This is a genomic window from Algoriphagus machipongonensis (assembly GCF_000166275.1).
GTDB classification, from domain to species: Bacteria; Bacteroidota; Bacteroidia; order Cytophagales; family Cyclobacteriaceae; genus Algoriphagus; species Algoriphagus machipongonensis.
Map to the genome: position 1 here is coordinate 3,845,183 of NZ_CM001023.1, position 23,113 is coordinate 3,868,295.

Genomic DNA, 23,113 nt, shown 5'->3' on the forward strand with positions numbered 1-23,113 from the left:
ATTCACTTTCTAATGGAAAAGTCTTCTGTAAATGAAATAAGAGCTCGATTTGACAAGGATGTCGAACGATTTTCTAACCTAGAAACTGGCCAGTTAGCCACTATTGATGCCAGCATTTCATTGGAATTGATCACAGAGTCTGCCAAAAGAATTGTTCCACATGCAAGTCATGTTTTAGATGTAGGTTGCGGAGCAGGAAATTACACATTAATGATGCTATCAAAGTTACCAAACCTGCATTGCACTTTGGTAGACTTAAGCCAACCCATGCTAGATAAAGCAGTAGAGCGAGTATCTAAAGTTTCCAAAGGAAAAATAAAGAGTGTCCAGGCAGATATCAGAGAAGCTGAGCTAGAAGACCATGGGTTTGATATTATTTTAGCGGGTGCTGTTTTGCATCATTTAAGAGATGATGAAGATTGGGAACAAACTTTTACCAAGCTTTATCACTTACTGAAACCAGGAGGTTGTTTGATGATTTCAGATTTGATCACCCAAGAAAATCCTATTTTAGATGAGTATACCTGGGATAGGTATGGAGATTATTTAGAGGGATTAGGTGGCAAAGACTATAGAAAAAAAGTCTTGGATTATGTAGCCAAAGAAGATTCACCTAGATCTATGAGCTACCAGCTGGAATTGATGAAAAAGGTTGGGTTTAGCAGTACAGAAATCCTCCACAAAAACATGTGCTTTGGGGCATTTGGTGGAATCAAGTAAGAATATCAATCAGAAGAAAGCAGAAATAAATCTATTAAGGGAGCTTGTAAGCCTGTCTGGCTAGGAGCTTCCAACTTCCTTTTTCCTTTTGCCAAACTAACATCACCCCGATTTTGATCGGGTTTATTTTGTCTCCTTCAACCACATCGGCAACTAGATAATGGCGTACGATTCCAATATTCTTTTCAACCAAAATCTCTTGATTTTCAAATGAAATAGAGGCAAAATCTGATTTACCTGACACTAGTGCCTCTATAAATTGATCTTGATTTTCTAAAGTCCCACTAGAGTGTCCATAAGTTAGTGAAGCAGAACTTAGCTCCTTTAAATTTGATTCAGTAGGATCAATTAGAGCAAGCCTAAGTTTTTCAACTTGATTTTCAAGGTCTTTCTCAGTTTGAGCAAAGGAGCAAAAACTACAAATAATAAAGGCGAGTGTTACTATGGATTTCATCGTTTTGATCTGGATTAAAATGATTGTATTTCTGGGTTTGAAAAACTGAAATTGAAATTAGCTCTCCTCTTCAATGGGTTTTTTGTGCCAATAGGAGGCTAAAATGGACCCTGACACATTCATAAATGGACCAAAGACCGCTGGTGCGAGACCCACGGTAGCAATTTTCCCCATTTCTTTTGCTATTCCCGAAGCAAGTCCCCCATTCTGCATTCCTACTTCAATGGCAATTGTTCTGCAATCCCTTTCATCCATCCTAAATAGACGACTTGCCCAATATCCCAGCGTATAGCCCGCAAGGTTATGAAAAACCACCATTAAAATGAGAATAGGTCCGATCTCTAACAAGCTGTCTCTTCCTGCTGCCACAATTACCACCAAAATAAGGGCGATGGCTGCCATAGAGATGATTGGCATTAAATCATCCAACCATTTTGCTTTTCCTTGTAGGAAATAATTAAAAATCAAGCCTGCTCCAATTGGAATGATGACCATTTTCACAATACTAAACATCATGTCTACCACATCAATTGCTACAAATTCACCTGCTAACCATCCCATTAGATATGGTGTAACAAAAGGTGCCATCAAGGTGGTTACTGAAGTTATAGTAATAGAAAGTGCCAAATTTGCTTTCGCCAAATAACTCATCACATTTGAAGCCATCCCACTTGGCGAGCAACCTATCAGAATCATTCCAGCTGCTATTTCTGGTGGAAAACCACTGATTTTCGCAAGTGTATACCCTATAAAAGGCATGATCGAAAACTGGCAAATAACTCCGATCAAAACACCTTTGGGCATCTTAACCACGCCCAGAAAATCTTTAATGCTCATGGAAGTCCCCATTCCAAACATGATCACTTGTATCAATGGAACGATGAGTGCACTGAATTTAAATCCATTGAACTCAATGAAATATTGCGGGAAATAAAGGGCAATTGCCACTGAGCCAAATATTATCATCGAAAAAGCGTACCCTCTTAAATTAGGATTGCCTAAAAATGATATGGCGCAGATAAAGAAAAATCCGATCCATAAAAAGCTGGCATTTGCGATACCGGAGAACAAGCTGGTTGCAATAGCCGCAACTAATAAAACGAGGGAAAGGATTGTGAGTACCTTAGTTATTTTAGGGTTCAAATTGCTGATATTTTGGGTGGTATTGAAATTTAATCTGAAAGCTTGTCAAAATGCAAGCTCTCAGATATTTCTTTTTTAATAATCAAGATCTTAACTATAGGTCCTGTCATGAGAACGTTTATCATTCCACATGTCGGTAGGCGCAAAATAAGAATTATCAGATGGGTGAAGGTGAGCCTTGATCACTTCTTCATTCAAATCGATTCCTAGTCCCGGAGCATCCAGAGGTACAGGTGCATATCCTTTATCTATCATTTTTCCTCCACCAGTCATAGTCACCAAATCTTCCCACCAAGGTACATCGACAGAATGATGCTCCAAGGCAAGGAAATTTTGCGTTGCCGCAGCACAATGGACATTAGCCATAAATGAAACAGGAGTCCCTGCTTGGTGCATGGCCATAGAAATCCCTTTTTCTTCGGCATAGTCTGCGATACGTTTTGTTTCCAAAAGACCTCCTGAAGATGCCAGGTCAGGATGCACAATATCCACCGCATGATTATCTATCAGGTCTTTGAAATACTTAAGAAGGTAAATGTCCTCTCCCGTGGTGGTTGGAGTATTAAGTGCAGTAGTAATGGTTTTATGCTGCTCCCACATTTGCCAAGGCACCATATCCTCAAGCCAGGCAAGTCTATATTTATCCAAAGCCTGACCTAATCTGATACAGTTGTTTAGATCAAAATGCCCATAATGGTCTGTAGAAAGTGGAATCTCATATCCTACCATTCCTCTCACATGGTCAACAATCTTGGCGAGTTCGTCCAGTCCTTTTTCGGTAATTTGAACTCCTGTGAATGGATGCGCAGTATTTGCGTAGGACATGTATCCACCTTGCCATTGGCTTTTTCCCTGCTTAAATATCTCAGGGTTTACGATACAACCAGGTATGTCCATGATTTCCCCAATGGAAACATCCATTTTCAGCCAAGTATACCCTTGTTCTTCTGTTCTGTATTTAATGAGTTTCAGCTGCTCCTCTGGAGAACTTGCCTCAGGAGTATCTGCATATAATCTCACTGAATCCCGATACCTTCCACCTAGCAATTGCCAAGCGGGCACATTATATGCCTTTCCACAAAGATCCCAAAGTGCCATCTCTACTCCACAGACTCCCCCTGCCTGACGGGATTGCCCTCCAAACTGCTTGATGATTTTAAATAATTTTTCCACGTTGCATGGGTTCTCTCCCAAAATCCGACTCTTCAGCATCAAGGCATATTTGGGATCCGCTCCATCTCTCACCTCTCCCAGCCCATAAATTCCTTGATTGGTATCGATTCTAAGAATGGCTGTTCCTCCCATAACGTTGGTTAGTGCATATCTCAGATCTGTAATTTTCAGATCAGATGGTGCTGAAGCTCTTTGGACATTTTTGGTTGTTTCCGCCATAGTATCTTCTATACTCAGTCCCATCAATGCTGAAAGACTCAGCCCTCCCAATGCCGTTTTCTTCAAAAAATCTCTCCTATTGTCTTTTGTCAAAGGATTATCAATTTCGGCTTGACGTTGTGCTACGTATTGCTGCTCTCTGATTTTATTCTTTTCAATGAGGTCTTTTAAGGTATTTTTCATGGTATTTCGGGTTTTTGTTAGATCAATATGATAGAGGGCTAGTTAGTTTTTAACCAGCAAAATGAGTCTGATCAAGGCCAAAAAATCACCTTTCCAGATTCACTCGTAAAAGTTTAATAATTTCTCTCTTTCAGATAGTTATCCAGTTCTTCTTTGGTCATCGGAAGTTTGCCAGGATAGTTATTCAACCAGTCCAAAAAGTCTTTCTTGATTTCTTCTGTCCATTGGCTGTCGATTTGTCCTGCAAGGTATTTTCCTTCCCGAAGTCTCTGATGACCAAACTCATCTCTCAGGCCAGTAACTTCAGAAGTCAATACCAAGTCCTCCACCAAATAGGCTGGAATGAATATCACTCCATACTTTTTAGCCAACACCACATCTCCAGGAAGTACAGTTGCACGACCGATTCTGATTGGAGCATTAATGGAGGTCAACATCATTTGTTGAATGTAAGATGGATCTTGTCCTTTCATCCAGGCATTAAATCCCTCAATTTCTGATAGACCTTCCTGATCTCGAACTGAGCCATTGAAAACTACTCCTCTTTGGGATTTTGCATAAATGGCATTCCCTAAATTATCTCCTATCAGTGTGCCATCAGCGATTTTTCCATAGCCATCTGCTACATAAACATCCCCGTTGGTGAGAATATCAATCGGCCAAGAATTGGTCCCTCCTTTTGGAGATCTCCCTTCTTTTTCGACTCCTTGATCCTTCACTTGTTTTTCTAAATCGGGTCTTAATGGCATGTATTGGGCGGTAACTACCCTACCAGTCATCGCTTCATCTGGAAGCATTATTTGCCAATCACCTTCGTATTGATTCTGATATCCTTTATTTCGTAAAACTCCCCAAGCTTCTTCTATGGAGATGTTTTTTAGTCGCTCTAGTATGGAATCAGAAACTTTTGGTCTTCCATCAGGAAATCTCTCTCCAGTCCATTGGGAAGTCAACGCTTTGATATACTCTGGTGAGGCCCCCACATTCTGGGCTTCTACGTTCACAGAGTGAATCATCATAATGGCAGAAAGTGCAAAGGCATAAATAAAGCCTTTTTGTAAAAATTTACTAGTCATGGGTCATGAAGGGTTTTAAGGTTAATTTTTGGGTAATTGAATTCTATTTTTTACTCAAAAAATGGAATTCCAGGTACGGCATGTTTTTTCATTCCTTCCTCATTAATTTCTACACCAATGCCTGGTTTTTCGGAAAGAGTAATGAAGCTGTTTTCAGTTCTTGGACCATCGTAGGTCACGATATCCTTCCAAATCTCATCCGTGTCCATATAGATTTGCCATTCCATAACCTGAAAATTAGGTACCGAGGCACAAACATGACAGCTAGCCATAGCCCCCAGAAATGATGCAACCATATGAGGCGAAAAAGGCACGTAATAAAGATTAGCCAAATTAGCAATGCGCTGAGCCTCGCCTAATCCACCGGCCTTTTGTAAGTCGGGCATGATGATATCTAAAGCTCCATCAGAAAGTAGTTTTGTAAAACCGTAGGCGAGATAAATATTTTCACCAGCACAAATTGGAGTGCTTGTCTCCTGATTAATATTCTTATAGACTTCTGGGTTATCAGCAGGAACAGGTTCTTCGAGCCACATCAGGTTCAAAGGCTCATACATTTTAGCCATCTTCATCCCGGTTACAGCATCATACCTTCCGTGCATATCCACACAAATATCGATATTGGGACCTACTTCTTCTCTTACCGCCGCAATAGCATTGTACATGCGGTCAATTTCAGCTGGGTTGGCAGTCCAATTATACCGATCGTATTTATTAGGATCCCTTCCATTATCCACATCAAATTTCACTGCATTATACCCTCTATCCACGGCATCTCTTGCTGCAGCAGCATAATCTGAAGGTTCTGGATTAGTAGTAGCATAAAGCGCCGTATCGCAATAAACACGGATTTTATCCCGGAATTTGCCTCCTAAAAGTTGGTAAACCGGAACGTTAAATACCTTTCCTGTGATGTCCCAAAGTGCTGTCTCTATAGCCGTCAAAACCGCAACAAAAACACCAGACTGAGCACCTCCAAAAAAGGACCCTTTTCTTAATTGCTCTGCTAACCGATTAGGATTTAGTGGATTTTGACCCTTGATCTGATTACCGAGTCTTTTCACTAAGTAATAAGATCCATGAATGGCATCTACGGCCTCGCCACAACCCCAAACATCTTGGTTGGTATATATTTTAACATATACAGCCCCTCGAACGAAGCCGCATTTGACATCTGTAATTTTTAAATCAGATGGATTTGAAAAACTGTTTTGTTTTTGAACTGCTGCTTGTAATCCTTGGCCAAAATTGGTCATTAAACCAGCACCGGTTAATCCAAGTGCAGCTCCTTTTTGTAGGAATGATCTACGTGATTTTTTGTTATTCATGGGTGGGTATTGAGTTTACTAATAGGTTACCAGGTTCTTTTCTTTAGGATTTCCTGTATTTGTTCTTTTGCAATAGGAAGTTCGTCGATATGATCATTTAGCCATTGGGAAAAATCTTTTTCGATTTCGTCAGACCATCTGGTATCTATTTGACCAGCTGTATACTTCCCTTCTCTCAAGCGCTGATGACCAAACATATCTCGAAGGCGAACCACTTCTGAAGTAACTACTACTTTTTCGGCCAAATGTGCCGGGATAAAGGATACTCCCCCATTTCTTCCTAGGACCACATCTCCTGCCATGACTGTCACTTGATGAATTCTAGTAGGTTTATTGATTCCAATCAGCATGGTGTTTAAATCCCCGGGCTGATTATGATGGGAAGGATGATAGCTGGAAACATAAGAGGTAAATGAACCGATTTCTTTCAATCCAACTATGTCGCGTATAGCACCATCATAAACGATCCCATTTCCTGATTTGGCGTAAATCGCATTGCCTACATTATCTCCAATGGTGGGGCCACCATTATGGATTCCAAACTGATCAACCACATAGACATCTCCAGGCTGTAATAAATCTACAGGCCAGGAATTTTGACCACGCTTTCCTTCTTTTTTTCCTCGCTCATCAATGGCGTCATGGATATCAGGACGTCCGGGCATAAATGTGGCTGTCAAAGCTCTTCCCACCAAGACACTGTCTGGGTTAATGGTTAGGCCCCAACCGTCTGCATATTGATAGCGATAGCCTTCATTTTTCATAACAGCCCAGGCCTCATCATGAGTAACTTCTTTCATTCTCCTGAGAATATCATCCGATACTTTTGGCCGACCATCCTCAAACCGCTCTCCGGTCCATTTTTGGGTTAGAAAAAGCATTTCTTCTTTTGATATCTTCTGTGCAAAAGATTCTATCACAAAAAAGGATAGAACAAGTAAGATTATATAGGTTTTTGTCATTTTGGAATATAACTAATATTAAAAAAACCGAGTTTGACAATTACAAACTCGGTTCTATTTTTATTTATCCCACCAAACTTTCGTAGCTAGATTATCCGGACCTTGGGTAGAAATGGCGGCATTGACATTTTCCGAGTTGACAGAAATTTCTGAATTAGGATAAGTCAACCGGTTGATAAAATCCACTTCTTTTCCTGGAAAAGGATTAGAGTCTAGTACGGGGAATCCTGATCGGCGAAAATTTGCAAATGCTTCTGGACCATTCAAGAATGATGAAACCCAATACTGCGTGTTGATTTGTTCAAGCGCTTTGGAAGCATCAAAAGGATTAGCAGCTAGATAGGCATCAATCTCATCGGAAGGAATTGCTGAGTTCTCATCTACGAAGCCTAATTGTTCCATATGAGCTCTTACTCCAGCATTATAGTAGGATTCAACATCCCCTGTTGTAATCCAACCTCTTTGTCTGGCTTCAGCCAGCAATAGATTATTTTGAGAGGCAGTTACAAGGAAGTTTGGAGCTGTATTTTTTGCTACCCTTCTTCTGTCTGCCTGAGCAAATTCATAGAAACTTGCTAATCCAAGATCTGCAGCTGCTTTGACAGCACCCGCATTGTCATTACCCATAGGCATTCCTACATGTACACTTGCGTCGTAAGTACCGCTTGCAACTGTTTGTTCTGGACCTGACTTTGCTCCTACATAGGTAATGGCAATGGCAGAAAGTCGAGGGTCATTTTTGCTTCGTAAATAATCCACAAATGGAGCCGTCAAGTAAAAATTGGAAGCTTCGGTAGAATTAAGAAGGTTACCGATCGTATTGGTGTAGTTAGGATCATGAAGGATCACTGCATTGTCTTCATTAGATAAAATCACACCTCCCTGAAATGCTGATTGGACAACTTGTTGGGCTTTGCTAGCATCTACCTCACTCAATCTCATACCAGCTCTTAGTAATAATGAATACCCAAAGCTTTTCCATTTTTCCAAATCACCACCATACAGGATATCCGCTGTTTCTACTCTCCCAGAAAGATTCAATGCGGAAGTCGCCTCTGTCAATTCTTTAATTAAATCCTCATAAATCACTTGCTGAGAATCATAGACAGGAAGATAAACCTGTTGAGAATAACCTTGCCCACCTTCGAAATAGGGAATACTGCCGTAATCATCCGTTAAAATCATAAATGCAAAAGCCTGAATGATCCTAGTCATCTGAAGCAGATTTGATCTCTCGGGTTGATCTTGGATTCTATTAATGACATCACGCGTATTTTTGATGACATTTCGGTAATAACCCTGCCATAATTCCTGAGTGGCATTCCGGTTATCCTGATTGTAATTTGCTCCTGTCAAAACTCCTGAATTAGGAGAAATAATCTGCTGAACAACTCCAATATCATAGATCAAACTACCATTAGGATAAGCACAGCCAACGATTGCTGCATTTAATTGGAATGCAGGGTCTATGGAAGTAGCAGAAACTTTATTGGTATTCAGCTCATCGAAATTACTATCACAAGAAATCACAAAAGCTGCTGCAACTAAAAACGATATATTAATAAGTAACTTTTTCATGACTCTGGGGCTTAAAATTTGACATTTAGATTAAATCCTAACCCTCTGGTAGAAGGTAAACCTGTAGATTCCATACCGACCAAATTATCGGAAGAATACCCGAAGGATTCAGGATCTATGTTATCAACCCATTTTTTTAGCATGAGTACATTATTCGCAACAAAATTGAGTTTGACGGATTTGAAGGGCTGATTCGCTGGTAGATGTTTCGTAAAATCATATCCCAATGTGATTTGCCTCAATTTCCAGTATCCCCCATCAAAAACAACAGGTTCTACCAAAGCTTGAGATCTCACCACCTCCCAATAGGATTGTACAGGTGCCACAGCGGTATTGATTTCTCCTGCCTCATTTACACCCTCACCAACTACGCCACCTTCTCTTCCTTCCAAGGTCATTTTATGCAAACCATGTCGGACAGCATTAAAGTTGGTTCCGGAAAGCATGATGTTGCCTAACTTAAAGTCTATCAAGAAAGAAAGCATGACACCTTTGTAATTGAAAGAGTTAGTAAAACCTCCCACCCAGTTTGGCAATGCACTTCCATAATTTACTAAATCAGAAGTTCTTAATGGGATTCCGTTAGCTCCGAAAATTTTACGGCCTTGGTCATCTCTTTTGTATCCAAATCCAGCAACTTGTCCCATTTCCATTCCTACAATCTGTCGAAGTTCCCCGTTGAAAACATGGGTACCAACTGTGATTCGCTCTCCAGGTTGGTCGGTCAATAAGCTCAAAACTTCAGTTTTATTGTATGCAGCATTCATGGATGCTTCCCAAGTGAAGTCGTTAGTTTCAACAGGCACCAAAGTCAAAAGCATTTCCACTCCTTTGTTTTCACTTTTTCCACTATTAATGGAGGTGTTAACAAATCCAGAAGCATCCGAAATCTGCGCACTTACAATCTGATCAGTTGTCAACTTTCTATAAAGCGCCATATCTAGACTTACCCTGCTTTGAAACATGCTCAATTCAAACCCAATTTCCGCCTCACCGATTCTCATAGGTCTAAGGTTTGGGTTTGGAAGGTTTGTTCCATTTGGTCCTCCCACAGGCTGACCACCAAAGAGGTTATTATTGATTCCGTAAAAAAGCACATTGGAATAAGCCCCGACGTCAGCATCACTACCCACCTCAGCATAGGCGGCTCTTACTTTTCCGAAATTCAACCAGCCAGTCGTATTCAAGTTTTCATGAAATACCCAGCTAGCAGATACCGATGGGTATAAAATGCTTCGGTTTTCTTTTGAAAGTGTAGAGAACCAATCGTTTCGAATAGTACCAGTCAAGAAAAATTTATCCTGAAATGATAATTCCGCAGAACCATAAAGCGAGTTCACTGCTCTTTCATTTAAATCATAGAGAGGATCTTTTGCTCTTCCATTTTGAACGGTGTACAAATCTCTTACGACAAAGTCGGTCACCTGTACGCTATTTAAATCCGATCTTCTCTGCATGTGGTTGCCACCGACATTTACATTTACTCCAAATTCACCAAACTTTTTGTTTGCATTAATTAAGAAGTCAGTGTTGATCTCTCTAAATCGTCTTTGTTCTTGGGTATAGACCCCGTTGACAAAACCCGCCGGTGCTGGAGCTCTGGATGCTTGACCCGTAGGAAAGTTGTTGTAATCCTGATCTCTACTCCAGTAATCTTGCCCAACTCTACCTTGAACAAATAGCCAATCGGCTAGGTAATATTTCAGAGCAATATTTCCGAAAATTCTATCTCGCTTGATATTTTGAAACTGATCAGAAAGTGTAAAATAAGGATTGGTTCTGTTTCTGAATCTTGAATAAACCGCCTCATTTCCATTTTCATCATATCTGTTATCTCTCAACACGTCCAGCGGCATAGAATTAGCCATATTATAAAGTGCTACCGGGATTGTATTATCCTGCTGACCAATGTTTGGTGGGTTTTCATTCTCCTCGTGAGAATAATTGAAATTACCTCTAAAGCTAAATTTAGGACTGAGGTTATAGGCAAAACCAAGGTTTATTGTCTTCCTGTTATAGGTATTATTAGGAACTATCCCCTTGCTATTAAGATCTGAAAAGGATAAACTCATTCCTCCTTTTTCACTTGAGGTTGCCAATGTGATTGAATTGGTTACATTTTGACCATTTCTGAAAAACGCCTTCACTCTTCCTCTTATCGGCTCGTAAGGAACTGTAACTCCGTCAAAAAGTACCTGAGTCATTCCAGGTTGAAACTTCTCACCAAACGACCATTGACCAGAAGTAGGATTAGGTGTAGTAGGTCTTACGTTTTGCTCTCCCTGACCATACTCATATTGGTAATCTGTAAAATCTAGAGGTTGCTCATTGGTGTAATTCAGGTTAAAGGTAACTCCGATTCCTTTTGAATCATTTTTACTCTTAGTAGTGATCATGATGACTCCATCTTTCGCTCGGGAACCATATAATGCAGCAGCTGCGGCACCTTTCAAAATCGTCATGGTTTCCACATCATCTGGATTTATACTTGACAAACCGTCTCCTCCATCCGATGTATTTCCTCCACCTCTTACACCGATACTACTATCTGATGCATTATTTCCGGGGTTTGAACCAAAATTGGTGTTATCAATCGGAACGCCATTCACTACAATAAGAGGATTATTTTGACCTGAAATGGATGACTGGCCTCTGATTCTTATTTTTGAGGTACCTCCTGGACCAGAGCCCAAAGCTGAAATACTTACTCCTGCTACTTTCCCTTGCAGTGCATTCATCACATTAGGAGTTCTATTAATAGAAAGCTCATCTGAATGAACTGTTGAAGTGGCATAACCTAAGCTCTTGGCTGATTTTTCAATTCCCAGAGCAGTCACTACGACTTCTTCCAGGTTACTCTCATCCACTTCTAATTGAACATTTATTATAGATCGGCTACCTACTACAATTTCCTGATCCACATATCCGACAAATGAGAAAACCAATACTGCGTTTTCATTTTCTACATTTATCACATAATTACCTTGAGAATCAGATACCGATCCTGTTGTTGTCCCTTTCAATAGAATGTTTACTCCAGGGAATCCATTGCCATTTTCATCGGTTACTCTTCCACCGATTTCAATTCTCCTTTTTTCAACTTTAGAGTTTTCTATTCCACTAAAAGTATTCCCAGTATTAATTGTGTTGGAGGCAGGTAAAGAATTTACTAAAACAGCATCCTGGCTAATTAAGGATGGAACCTGACTTCGCTTTTTCTGAGATATAATATAAAATCGTTCTCCGGCCTTCTCATATTTAAGACCAGTACCTTTGAGTAGCATGTTTAATGCCTGCTCCACAGATTCAAAAGAATCCATTGTTGCCAGAGTCTTTTTTGCCTTCACGATTTCATCCTGATAGGCAATGGAGACCCGAAACTCTTGCTCAAGCCGGTTTAGGCTTTGCTGTAAATCAATAAAAGTTTTGCTGGCTTTTCCAGCAGTGTTAATAGTCTGCCCAGACGCAATTAAGTCTGTGACTTGCGAATTTGCATGCCACAAAACCGAGCAGCCTATACACATGAATAGTAATAGCTTTTTCATGTTTTAGGGGGTTGAGGTTATTTTGGGTAAAAATCATTTTGGGTTATTTAATCAAGTACTTGTTACTTTCTTTCGTTAATTCAACATTGAAAATCAATGCGATCTGATTTAAAAATGAATCTGCATCAGATAGAGGCATGGAGCCAGAAGCTGTTAGGTTTAATGCTTCTTCATTTTGAACCTCGATCATTACGCCATAATTTTCTTTCGCCATTCTCACTATTTCGGCTAGGCTTGTTTGATCAAGATTTAGAACATCGTCTTTCCAGGATGTATATAAAGAGGTGTCTACTCGTTCCTTTTTAAATTTATTGTCTTTGAATTTCACTAAATCGCCAGGTTCCATGACGATTTTACCTTCCTTATCTTGGACTGGAAAACTCAAAGTGACTAATCCAGAGTTGAGAATCACCTCTGTTTCTTCAGAACGGTTATAAACATTAAATTCGGTTCCAAGCACCTCGATTTCCACCCCTTTGGAGCTTATCACCCTAAAAGGCTGGTGATCGACTTTATGCACTACACTAAAAAAAGCTTCACCCTCAATCATGATTTCACGGGAGGTTTGCTTTTCCCAGTTATCGTAAAAACTAAGTTTCGAATTGGAGTTTAATATGACCCTGGAGCTATCTGGAAGATTGATTTCTAACTTTTCTCCATAGCTAGTCGCAAATTCAACCTTTTTAGGAAGAGAAATCATCCAGAAAACAGAAAGTGTCAAAACAAAAAATGCCAAAATCCCGGCAGCAATTCGCCATGGGAATTTCCTTGTCATTTGAGATTCAAAAGTCTTTTTTGGCAATTGGACATTTTCCTGAATTTGCCCCCAAACTGCTTTTAGTTCATGGGGAGACATTTCCACTTTTGATTGATTTAGGACAAGTACTATTTCTTTTGCCTCATCCAAAAGCTCAATTTTAGAAGGATTTGATTTCATCCATTGCATCCAGAACTCGTCATGTTCTGGAGTAGGATAAAGCACCCATTCTTTGAAAAAAGTATCAAACGTAAAGTCCTCTAAAGTAAATTTATCGTAATCGGGATGACTGTAACTCACATGATCTGAATTTAGATTTCAGATATAAGAGTCTTAAGGATTCAATTCCTCATCAATATTTTTCACTTTTTTTTCAAAAAGCATTAAATAAAAAGGAAACTTTAGAGAAAAATCAGATTTTCACCTTCATCAACTTCAATGATTTTGAAAGAAGATTATGCGCTGAGGCAACACTTATCCCCATCATAGAAGAAATTTCAGTATAATCCATTCCATGGAAAAAGCGAAGTATTAAAATTTCCCTTTGCCTTTTCGAAACCTTTCTCAATGCTGATTTTATTTTGGATTTATTGGAGTAGGATTCATCCGATTCAATGATTTTTTCTTCTATTGTCAAATCACTTCCTAAAAAAGTATCAGTAGGCTCATCGGTAAATTTCCTACTTTTATTTATTGATTTGACTAAAATATTCCGAAAAGATTTGAAAAGATAATATTTGACCGAGTTCACATCCGTTAAGGAATTTCTCTTTGTCCAAAGCCAAGTAAATAGTTCCTGAATACAGTCTTTGACTACTTCCCTGTCGTAGCAAATATTCATCCCATAATTAAAAAGTAAATTTGCATACCTATTATACAAACTGGAAAAAGCCAAATTATTTCCTTTTGCCAGACTCCTCCAAAGAGTCTTGTCATCTGCATGGCTATCTTTTAAAGCCTTTTGAGATCTTGAAGTAATAAAATTTATGCTATCGCCCATTTACAAAACAAATACCTTGTAAAATAGCCAATAATTTAAATATAATTTTGAATTAGATCAAAAAACATAAACTTTTTATTTATCTCAACATATTCTGAATTAATTTATCCCAGCATCCCAACCACCAAAAATCCAGCATATGTTCCTAAAGCATTCCCCAGACTCCCTACCAGGATTCCTGGTATCAATAGATCTGGTCTATTCAGGCTTTCAGCCGCTGCCAGAGCAGTTGTGTTACCTCCTACATTCGCCAAAGATGCTACGGAGACTATATCCCAATCAATTTTTAAAATAGCTCCCAATCCATAAATCACTAAACCATGAATCAAGATCAAAATACCAACAAATAATATTAAAGTTCCTGCCAGATCACCTATACCAGCAATCGTATTAAAATCACAAAGAGTCCCAATCACTCCCAAAAAGACCAAAATCAAAAAGAAGCCGATGGTATGAGTTCCTTTCATCTTTTGGACGATTGGGAATTGTGCAAGAATTAATGCGAGAGTAGTTAGCGTTATGATTTCAGGAATAATTGGAAAGTAAAAGCTTAAGGCTTTTGCTGCAGCCATTGCTAAAAATGCCAAGCCAAAAACTGTTGCCAATGAGGCAATAGAAATCGATTCATGGGTTTTAATTTCCCCAAGCTCTCCATTAGGAGGAAGAATCTTTTTCTGTGGCAAAATCTTTTGCAAATATTTAGGTAACAGCAGAGTGATGATGATCCAAGGTGTACCGATCAGATTATCTACAACGGTAGTAGCTGCAAACAAATCTGCATTTTCATTGATTTGATAGGATAAAGCAACGGCATTAAAATTAATACTTCCACCAATGTACGTACCCGTGTACATTCCCGCTATCACATTTGCCAAAGGCCCTATTTCAACTTTCGGGTTAACTATAAACCAAGCAATTAAAACCCCTATAATTGTCCCAAGAGCACCTATTCCAAACATCAATAAAATCGGGAAACCAGCATTTTTCACGCTTTTGAGATCCACATCTAAAAGGGCTATAAAAATCCCCATGGGAGCCAAATACATAAACACCCCATTATAAATAATATGTCCAGAAGTAGCTGTTGGGATTAGGCCAATATTAGAGATCAGCGCACAAATTAGAATCACTAATATGGGAGTACCTATTGTCCTGCCTATTTTGTTTTTAGCTAAAATGACCGAAAAAAATACAGCCATACATAACATCCCACTTACGTAGATGGGGTCTTGCATCCAAGTCATATTGAAAAATAGGCAAACAAATTGAAAAATTGATCGGCAATTTCAAAAAACAATTCCCGATTGGGACAGACTCTTTAATTGTTAGCAAATCAAGGAAATATCATCTTCAAAACTTATCTTCATAAGATCATTAAACTTTATTTGTTATGAGACACCTATTTACTTTTTTGATTTTAGCTTTCGCTACGATCTCATGCACACCTGGAGTTTCTCCTCCTATTACTAGTGAAATATCAACTTCTGATTACACTCCAGGAAGAGTTGTTTGGCACGATTTAGCTTCCCCAGACCCAGAAGTTTCTTCTCAGTTTTATAAGGCTGTTTTCGACTGGGATGCTGTACCTTATGGAGAAGGGAGTAAGAAGGTATGGATATTCAAAAAAGGCAATACACCTGTGGGCTTAATGGCCTATTATGACAGCAAAAACAGTACTGGTGAATGGATTGGCGCCATTTCTGTCCCAGATGTTGAGGCAGCTACCAATACCGCAAAAAGTCAGGGAGCTACAATTATGAAAAGTGCAATGAACGTGGAAAACAGGGGAATGATTTCGTTTATCCAAGACCCTCAAGGAGCCCATATTTCATTAATCAAGTTGAGCAATGGTGACCCTGAAAAAAAGCCAGCAGAAGTAGGTACATTTCTAGGCCAGGAATTATGGTCTAATGATCCTAGCAATTCAGCTGGCTTCTATTCTTCTACAATTGGATATAGCACTTCAGAATCTGAAATGGGAGATGGTGAGTATACAGTATTTCAGTTTAATGGCGAAAACTGTGCTGGAATGCTTCAAAACCCAGCGCCTACTCTTCGATCTCATTGGGTTCCCTACATTAGAGTTTCGGATGTCAATGAAACTGTTGCCAAAGCAAAAAGTGCTGGAGCAAGGGTTTTAATCGAACCAGCTCCAGAAATCAGAAATGGTTCGGTAGCACTGCTTTTAGATCCTACAGGAGCTCCTTTGGCTGTTCAAGTATATAACCCTTAATTTTTGAAAACATGTTTAAGAAAATACTAATAATAGCATTTATAATAGGCACTGCTCTTTTTCTTCATAGTTGCGCCAATATGCATATGACTGGAGGAGTGGGAATGAGTTTTTCCGGAGGCCCATATGGTGTGAGAATGACCCCAACAATGAACGTTGGTGTATATGGCGGTGGCGGTTACAGATGGTAACCACTACTTAAAAAACAATCTTATTTTTTCGATGATAAAGGCTTGTTCTTCCTCTTTAAGCCAAGGGTTTAAAGGCAGGGACAAGCCTTTTTTGGAAATTTTTCTAGCAGTCTCAAATTCGCCCGAAGTCAAAAAAGGCTTCATATCAGGTAATATATCCGGGTAGTGAATACTGGTTTTGACCCCATGACCTTCTAAATAACGCTTTAGAGAATCTCTATTTTCGGTTTGGATCACGAATAAATGTCCATTGTAATCCAATTGATCCACACCAGAAGGTAGTCTTAATAAATCAATGCTAATCAGGCTTTCTATGTATCGTAAGGCTAGTTTTTTTCTAATGGCTTGCATCTCAGCCCAATATTCAAAAAACACATTTATGAACCCTGCTTGAATGCTATCTATCCGACTATTTCTACCTACCAGCAGATGTTGATCTCGTTTTATCTGTCCATGATTCAGTAATAATCTGAGACGATTTGCAAGCTCCGAATCTGCAGTTATACACATCCCTGCTTCTCCTAATGCACCCAAATTTTTGGTGGGGTAAAAACTCAAACAACCCACATCTCCCCAAGTCCCAGCAGCTTTTCCAGACTGAAATGCACCGAAGGCCTGAGCAGCATCTTCCACTACGAAAAGCTTATGTTCTTTTGCCTTTTTAACCAGTGAGTCCATAGCGGGCATTTTACCGTACAAATGAACAGGAATCACCGCTTTGGTCTTTTCAGTAATCGCTTGATGCCAATTTTCCGCTAATAAGCCATCTTCATCCGTATCCCAAAAAACAGGTTGTGCTCCAATTAAAGAAACTGCCTCAGCTGTAGACACCCAAGTTAATGCTGGAACAATCACCTCATCTCCCGCTCCTATCCCTAACCCTCTTAAAGCTATCTCAAGTGCATCCGACCCATTAGCGCATGAAACAGAAAAGGAAGCCTTCAAATAGCTTGAAATGGACTTTTCTAATTTCTCTACTTCTGTTCCTCCCGAATACATTCCTTTCTCGAGCATCTCTGTGAACTTTGCTTTTAGAGAATCCTGTATTTTAGGAGCTATTTGAGAAAGGTTAAGAAAGGGGATTTCCATTCAATAAATTCGCTAGTTGAACACTTAAGTTTTTCCTGGAGAAATGATCTATAGAAGTATCTTGATCTGCCTTTTTGTTTGAATCAAACATAGTTCTTAGCCTCAATTGGATTTTAACATGATCAGAATAGGAAAGCACTGGGCTTTCACCTGCTTGGACCAAAATCTCTGAAGAATCTCCTTTTGGGTCGCCCAAAGCAATAACAGGAATCCTAGTAGCCAGATACTCAAAAAGCTTCCCAGGAATATTCCCTTGTGCATTTTTGGTATTAGTTAAGATCAATACCAATCCATCAGCCTTTTCATAATAAGCAAAAACCTCTTCATGGGAGACATAGCCCACAAAGTTGACATGATTCTTTAACCAGGAGTCTTCCTCAATTTGACTTTTGACTTGATCACTTACTCTCCCAACAAATGTGAAGGAAACATCTTCGTCCAAAGGTTTAAATTCTTCCTTCATTGCAAAAAGTAAATTCATTGGGTTTCTGATTGAGTCAATTATCCCTGAATACACCAAATGCAATCTACCCGACTTTTGAGGAACCGGGTCAAATTTCTCTGGAATATCAGCTGGATCAAACCCGTTAGTCAGCAATTCCACAGAGCGATTGGAAAGCTCTTTTAAATTTTTTTGGAATGTTGGAGAAATGGTGGTGACTACATTTGCTTCCTGAAGCACTGACTGCTCCATTTCTTGGTGTTTTTTCTTCACGTACCGCTGCATAGGAAGCTTATCTAAAAACTCCCACTGAGACCAAGGATCCCTAAAGTCTGCAAGCCAAAATATACCGGTTTTCCTTTTTAGTTCCCGCCCAATCAAATGCATGCTGTGAGGAGGCCCAGTGGTAATAATTGCATCAAACTGCCCTTTTTGAATTAATTCCTCTAAAAATTTGACCGAAGGTTTTACCCAAAACACCCTTGGATCCGGGATCATCAAATTTGCGCGCAACCAAATCGCGGCTTTCTCCACCCAGCCTTTTTTGCTCTGCTCCAACACTCTACCCGGATGGGTTTCCTTTTTTCCTCTAAGCTTATCCAGCAATTGATAGGGTTCCCATATTGGGAATTTAATCACCTCTAATTGAGGTGAAATTTCCGATAAAAGCGTTTCATCCTGCAAGTCAAAATCTGGATTTTCAGGTGTAAAAATTATGGGCTCCCAACCCGCTCCTGGAAGGTATTTTGCGAATTTCAGCCAACGCTGGACCCCTGAACCTCCACTTGGAGGCCAATAATATGTGATAATCAGAACTTTTTTAGACATAGGAATCAACAAGGTACTATTACAATCTATCAAGATATAGTCCAGAATTAATTTTCTTAAAAAAGTAAAAGGGAGATAGTTTCCTACCTCCCTTCAATTCATTCTATTTATTAAATATTACTCTCCTTGAGAAAGGGAATATCCTCTTACTCCATCAAAGGAATAAAGATTTTCGGTTTTGATAAAATCAAATCCGTTGCCAGCAATTTCATCCATCAATTTGGTCACTAAAGCATGGCTGATTGGAGACATTTCCGCATTTTGGAATCTACATCTCCAATGATCAGTACAGAAGGTTTCTTTCATACCCCCTGGGAATACTTTAATACCTCTATTGGTGATTAGTTGAAGCTGAAGTCCTTCCACATTGATTTTTCTAAGCTGCTCACCTAAAACCTGCGGATCTCTACCACTCTCATCCCAATCAAGGAATACGTCCACACCAATTAACTCTTTCTTCTGTTTTGGCTTTTCGCTGACAAAAATATTCATTGGTTCAGTGCTCTCTTTATCATAAGAAGCAGGCGTCATTTTTTCAGGCTTCTGTCCGATTCTATCGATAACCGCTTGAGCAAACTCTTCAGTACCTACTTTCTTTGATGAAAGCTCTTCTTGGTAGATATCTCCTGTATGGATTCCATCTTCCAAAGTTTTCATCCATGCATTTGCTACTTTCTCGGCAACTTCTGGCTGTCCAATATGCACGAGCATCATAATTGCTCCATTCAGAAGTCCTGAAGGATTGGCAATTCCCATACCTGTGATATCTGGAGCAGATCCATGAATTGCTTCAAACATGGCTACTTCTTCCCCTACGTTAGCTGATCCTCCCAATCCAACAGAGCCAGTTACTTGAGCAGCTACGTCAGAAATAATATCACCGTATAAGTTTAGAGTAACAATCACATCAAACATTTCTGGTCTATCTGCAATCAAAGCAGTACCGATGTCAATGATTTTATGTTCAGTTTGAATATCAGGATATTCCTTAGCTACCTCATCAAAAGTCTTATGAAATAGACCGTCGGCTATCTTCATGATATTATCCTTGGTCATACAGGTCACTTTCTTTCGGCCATATTTTTTAGCATACTCAAAAGCATAACGAATGATTTTTTCTGAACCGGGCTTTGAGATCAATTTTAATGACTGACAAACTTCCTGCGTTTGTCTATGTTCAATACCAGCATATAGATCCTCTTCATTTTCACGAATGATCACCAAGTCCGTCTTAGGAAAATGCGTTTGAATAAAAGGAGAGAATGCTTTACAAGGTCTCACATTAGCATAAAGACCAAATGTAGTACGTGTAGTCACATTCAAAGACTTGAATCCACCTCCCTGAGGGGTGGTTATCGGTGCCTTCAAAAACACCTTTGTTTCTTTTAGAGACTCAAAAGCGCTAGGCTCCATTCCGGAACTTATTCCTTTAAGGTATACCTGCTCACCGATCTCGATGACATCATACTCTAGTTGAGCTCCTGCAGCCTCAAGGATTGACAAAGTTGCTTTCATGATTTCAGGACCTATCCCGTCACCATAAGCCACTGTGATTTTTCTTTTTGAAGACATAATATCTGTAGTGGATTTAGTTATAATTGATCTTGCCACAAAAGTAAATAAAAATGGCAGAAGGGAATTTTGGGCGCAAAGAATTTCAATAATTCTCTTAAAAATAAACATTATTTAATGACGTGAAGAAAAATCTAGATGGATTTTTCTAAGTCTTAAAATTTGGGATTGAGTACCCTGCTCGTATATTTGTTTTAAACTCACCTACGTTTTTTATGGCTGAATTCAATAATATTCTGACAGAGGTAAAAGAAGGCGTTCTATATCTAACCGTTAGCAGGGAAGAAAAAATGAACGCATTGAATTTTGAAACTCTAGAGGAACTGAAAGCAATATTTGAGGAAGTCGCTGATAGCAAGTCCATCAAAGCAGTCATCATCACCGGTTCAGGTGAAAGAGCATTTGTGGCTGGGGCTGATATCAGTGAGATCGCAGAATTAAATGAGGTAAATGCTCGTAAATTCGCCGAAAATGGTCAAGAAATCTTTGCCATGATTGAGAATCTTCACAAACCTGTTATTGCTGTAACCAATGGTTTCACATTAGGAGGCGGTTGTGAACTGGCCATGGCTTGTCACATTAGAATTGCCACTGCTAATGCAAAATTTGGACAGCCGGAAGTAAACCTTGGAATTATCCCAGGATATGGTGGTACTCAAAGATTGACCATTCTTGTCGGTAGAGGGAAAGCAAATGAAATGATGATGACAGGGGACTTGATCGATGCCAATGAAGCAAAAGATTTAGGTCTGGTTAATTACGTTCTGCCAACAAAAAGTGACGCACTTGCCAAAGCGGAAGAGATCGTCAAAAAAATTATGAGCAAAGCCCCATTGGCAATTGGTATGATTATAGATTGTGTAAACTCTGTATATCTATCTGACGAAAATGGATTTCAAACAGAGGCCAATAGTTTTGCAAGGTGCGTTAAATCAGGAGACTATAAAGAGGGTACTTCTGCATTTTTGGAAAAAAGAAAGCCTGATTTCAAAGGAGAATAAGTCTTTCATACCCCATGAGTAATCTCAAAAAACTTGCTGGGCAAACAGCAGTTTATGGACTTAGCAGTATTTTAGGTAGGTCCATCAATTTTTTATTGATCATGGTCTATACTGCCTACTTGAGTAAAGAGGAAGTAGGCTCCTATACATCAATATACGCACTCATAGGGTTTTTAAATATCATTTTTACCTATGGAATGGAAACCACTTTCTTCCGTTTTTCCACTGGTAAAAACTTAGATCCCGCCAAAGTATTTAATACCACCCAGTCACTATTATTGACCAGTTCTTTGCTTTTGGGAACAGGGCTATATTTAGGCGCCCCCTATTTAGCTGAATGGATGGATTACCCAGGTCAGGCCTATCTATTTCGCTGGACAGCACTGCTCTTGACCTTTGACGCTGTTTTAGCGATTCCATTTGCCAAACTTCGATTAGAGAATAAAGCCTTGGTTTTTGCAGGTGCCAAGATCTTAAACATCTTACTTAATGTGGGTTTCAACCTACTGCTGATTATTGGCTTTCCTTATTTAATAGGCCTTGACACAATTCCTGCAGATTTTCTTGGGTACAAAATTGAATGGGGGGTTGAATACATTTTATTAGCAAACCTATTTGCAAATGGGCTAATCGTACCTTTTGTATGGTGGAAAGCGGGCATGTTCAAATTTCAATTGGATGGAGAAATCATTCGACCCATGTGGAAATATTCAATTCCACTTTTGTTTATGGGCCTTGCCGGAGTCACGAACGAGCTAATATCAAGACTTTTATTTGAGTACATACTTCCAGATAATTTTTACCCGGGTTTTAATAGCAGGGAAGCAGCAGGAGTTTTTGGAGCTAATTTCAAGTTGGCCATCTTAATGAATTTGGTGATTCAGGCATTTAAATATGCCGCTGAACCCTTTTTCTTCAAGCAGTCTAATGATAAAAACTCGCCTCAATTGTATGCTACGGTGATGCATGCTTTTATTATTTTCTGTACCCTTTTGATGATCGCCATTTCTGCCAATCTCAATTGGATAGGTCCCCTTTTCTTAAGGAAGCCTGGCTATGAGGAAGGATTATTTATAGTTCCTATGCTACTTATGGGATACTTGCTTTTGGGAGTATATTTCAATTTATCCATCTGGTTTAAAATCACAGATAAGACAAATTATAGTTTTTGGATCACCTTGACTGGAGCGATTGTAACCTTGTTGGTCATCTGGATACTAGTTCCTATTTGGGGTTATCTAGGGGCAGCACTAGCAACATTTACCTGTTATTTCTTGATGGCTTTGATCTGCTACCTTTACGGCCAAAAGTATTACCCTATCCCTTATCAAACAGGGAGAGGAGTCTTTTATATGTTTTTGGCATTTGCAGTCAGTTACTTAGCCTTTTTCTTAAAATTACCTCAACCGTTTATTAATTTTTTAGCCAAAAACAGCCTTATTCTAATTTATATTTTGGTGGTTTTAGCTTTGGAAAAAGACAGAATTAAAACCTATCTCAAACCCAAATCAAGTTTGTAAAGCAATTTCTACCGAATTTGGGATTAATTTTGAAAGTATCGTGTTAGTAAGGAAATGCAGACACTTGACATTCCTGACTTTAGCTATGAAGCTTTGCCT

The 23,113-nt window shown here is 39.3% G+C and carries 18 protein-coding genes; 4 read left to right on the forward strand and 14 right to left on the reverse strand.

Annotated features, from left to right (window positions below; genetic code table 11):
* Positions 1 to 12 precede the first annotated feature (12 nt).
* On the forward strand, positions 13 to 720 hold the full coding sequence (locus tag ALPR1_RS16200; protein ID WP_008202317.1) for a class I SAM-dependent methyltransferase: 708 nt from the start codon (positions 13 to 15) through the stop codon (positions 718 to 720).
* A gap of 34 nt (positions 721 to 754) precedes the next feature.
* Here the strand turns inward: ALPR1_RS16200 and ALPR1_RS16205 are convergent, their stop codons facing one another.
* The 11 genes from ALPR1_RS16205 to ALPR1_RS16255 all read right to left on the reverse strand — a co-directional run bounded on the left by ALPR1_RS16205 (position 755) and on the right by ALPR1_RS16255 (position 15,373).
* Positions 755 to 1,174, reverse strand: a complete 420-nt coding sequence (locus ALPR1_RS16205) for a nuclear transport factor 2 family protein (RefSeq protein ID WP_008202319.1) — start codon at positions 1,172 to 1,174, stop codon at positions 755 to 757.
* Between the two features lie 57 nt (positions 1,175 to 1,231).
* Complete coding sequence (locus ALPR1_RS16210; RefSeq protein ID WP_008202321.1) at positions 1,232 to 2,245, reverse strand: bile acid:sodium symporter family protein; 1,014 nt, start codon at positions 2,243 to 2,245, stop codon at positions 1,232 to 1,234.
* A gap of 162 nt (positions 2,246 to 2,407) precedes the next feature.
* Entirely contained in the window at positions 2,408 to 3,892 is a 1,485-nt protein-coding gene (locus ALPR1_RS16215) for a mandelate racemase/muconate lactonizing enzyme family protein (RefSeq protein WP_008202322.1), read from the reverse strand.
* Between the two features lie 113 nt (positions 3,893 to 4,005).
* Positions 4,006 to 4,968 (reverse strand): RraA family protein, encoded by a 963-nt coding sequence (locus tag ALPR1_RS16220; RefSeq protein ID WP_008202323.1) that lies wholly within the window; start codon positions 4,966 to 4,968, stop codon positions 4,006 to 4,008.
* A 50-nt stretch (positions 4,969 to 5,018) separates the two neighbouring features.
* Complete coding sequence (locus tag ALPR1_RS16225; protein WP_008202324.1) at positions 5,019 to 6,296, reverse strand: mandelate racemase/muconate lactonizing enzyme family protein; 1,278 nt, start codon at positions 6,294 to 6,296, stop codon at positions 5,019 to 5,021.
* Between the two features lie 26 nt (positions 6,297 to 6,322).
* Complete coding sequence (locus ALPR1_RS16230; RefSeq protein ID WP_008202325.1) at positions 6,323 to 7,258, reverse strand: RraA family protein; 936 nt, start codon at positions 7,256 to 7,258, stop codon at positions 6,323 to 6,325.
* 60 nt (positions 7,259 to 7,318) lie between these two features.
* Positions 7,319 to 8,836, reverse strand: a complete 1,518-nt coding sequence (locus ALPR1_RS16235) for a SusD/RagB family nutrient-binding outer membrane lipoprotein (RefSeq protein WP_008202326.1) — start codon at positions 8,834 to 8,836, stop codon at positions 7,319 to 7,321.
* An 11-nt stretch (positions 8,837 to 8,847) separates the two neighbouring features.
* The gene (locus ALPR1_RS16240; RefSeq protein WP_237701574.1) at positions 8,848 to 12,381 is read right to left on the reverse strand and encodes a SusC/RagA family TonB-linked outer membrane protein; all 3,534 of its coding nucleotides are present in this window, start codon (positions 12,379 to 12,381) and stop codon (positions 8,848 to 8,850) included.
* A 43-nt stretch (positions 12,382 to 12,424) separates the two neighbouring features.
* On the reverse strand, positions 12,425 to 13,438 hold the full coding sequence (locus ALPR1_RS16245) for a FecR family protein (protein ID WP_008202328.1): 1,014 nt from the start codon (positions 13,436 to 13,438) through the stop codon (positions 12,425 to 12,427).
* A 112-nt stretch (positions 13,439 to 13,550) separates the two neighbouring features.
* On the reverse strand, positions 13,551 to 14,138 hold the full coding sequence (locus ALPR1_RS16250; protein ID WP_008202330.1) for an RNA polymerase sigma factor: 588 nt from the start codon (positions 14,136 to 14,138) through the stop codon (positions 13,551 to 13,553).
* A 104-nt stretch (positions 14,139 to 14,242) separates the two neighbouring features.
* A complete protein-coding gene (locus ALPR1_RS16255; protein ID WP_040303791.1) occupies positions 14,243 to 15,373 on the reverse strand; it encodes a DUF819 family protein in 1,131 nt (376 codons plus the stop codon).
* A gap of 155 nt (positions 15,374 to 15,528) precedes the next feature.
* On the opposite strand from ALPR1_RS16255, the gene ALPR1_RS16260 reads away from it, so the two are divergent.
* The gene (locus ALPR1_RS16260; protein WP_008202334.1) at positions 15,529 to 16,371 is read left to right on the forward strand and encodes a VOC family protein; all 843 of its coding nucleotides are present in this window, start codon (positions 15,529 to 15,531) and stop codon (positions 16,369 to 16,371) included.
* Positions 16,372 to 16,565: 194 nt separating this feature from the next.
* On the opposite strand, the gene ALPR1_RS16270 is transcribed toward ALPR1_RS16260, so the two are convergent.
* The 3 genes from ALPR1_RS16270 to ALPR1_RS16280 form a co-directional block, all read right to left on the reverse strand.
* Complete coding sequence (locus ALPR1_RS16270) at positions 16,566 to 17,651, reverse strand: DegT/DnrJ/EryC1/StrS family aminotransferase (protein ID WP_008202335.1); 1,086 nt, start codon at positions 17,649 to 17,651, stop codon at positions 16,566 to 16,568.
* Complete coding sequence (locus ALPR1_RS16275) at positions 17,632 to 18,921, reverse strand: glycosyltransferase family 4 protein (protein WP_008202336.1); 1,290 nt, start codon at positions 18,919 to 18,921, stop codon at positions 17,632 to 17,634. Before ALPR1_RS16275 ends, ALPR1_RS16270 begins: the two co-directional genes overlap by 20 nt.
* A 117-nt stretch (positions 18,922 to 19,038) precedes the next feature.
* Positions 19,039 to 20,493 carry an NADP-dependent isocitrate dehydrogenase gene (locus ALPR1_RS16280; protein ID WP_008202337.1) on the reverse strand — a complete coding sequence of 485 codons (1,455 nt, stop codon included), beginning with the start codon at positions 20,491 to 20,493 and terminating at the stop codon, positions 19,039 to 19,041.
* A 215-nt stretch (positions 20,494 to 20,708) separates the two neighbouring features.
* Here ALPR1_RS16280 and ALPR1_RS16285 point away from each other — a divergent pair, with 215 nt between their 5' ends.
* Together ALPR1_RS16285 and ALPR1_RS16290 are read left to right on the forward strand one after the other, a co-directional pair.
* Positions 20,709 to 21,494: an enoyl-CoA hydratase/isomerase family protein gene (locus ALPR1_RS16285; RefSeq protein WP_008202338.1), complete on the forward strand. Its 786-nt coding sequence runs from the start codon at positions 20,709 to 20,711 to the stop codon at positions 21,492 to 21,494.
* Positions 21,495 to 21,508: 14 nt separating this feature from the next.
* Positions 21,509 to 23,014, forward strand: a complete 1,506-nt coding sequence (locus tag ALPR1_RS16290) for a lipopolysaccharide biosynthesis protein (RefSeq protein WP_008202339.1) — start codon at positions 21,509 to 21,511, stop codon at positions 23,012 to 23,014.
* The last annotated feature ends 99 nt before the right edge of the window (positions 23,015 to 23,113 follow it).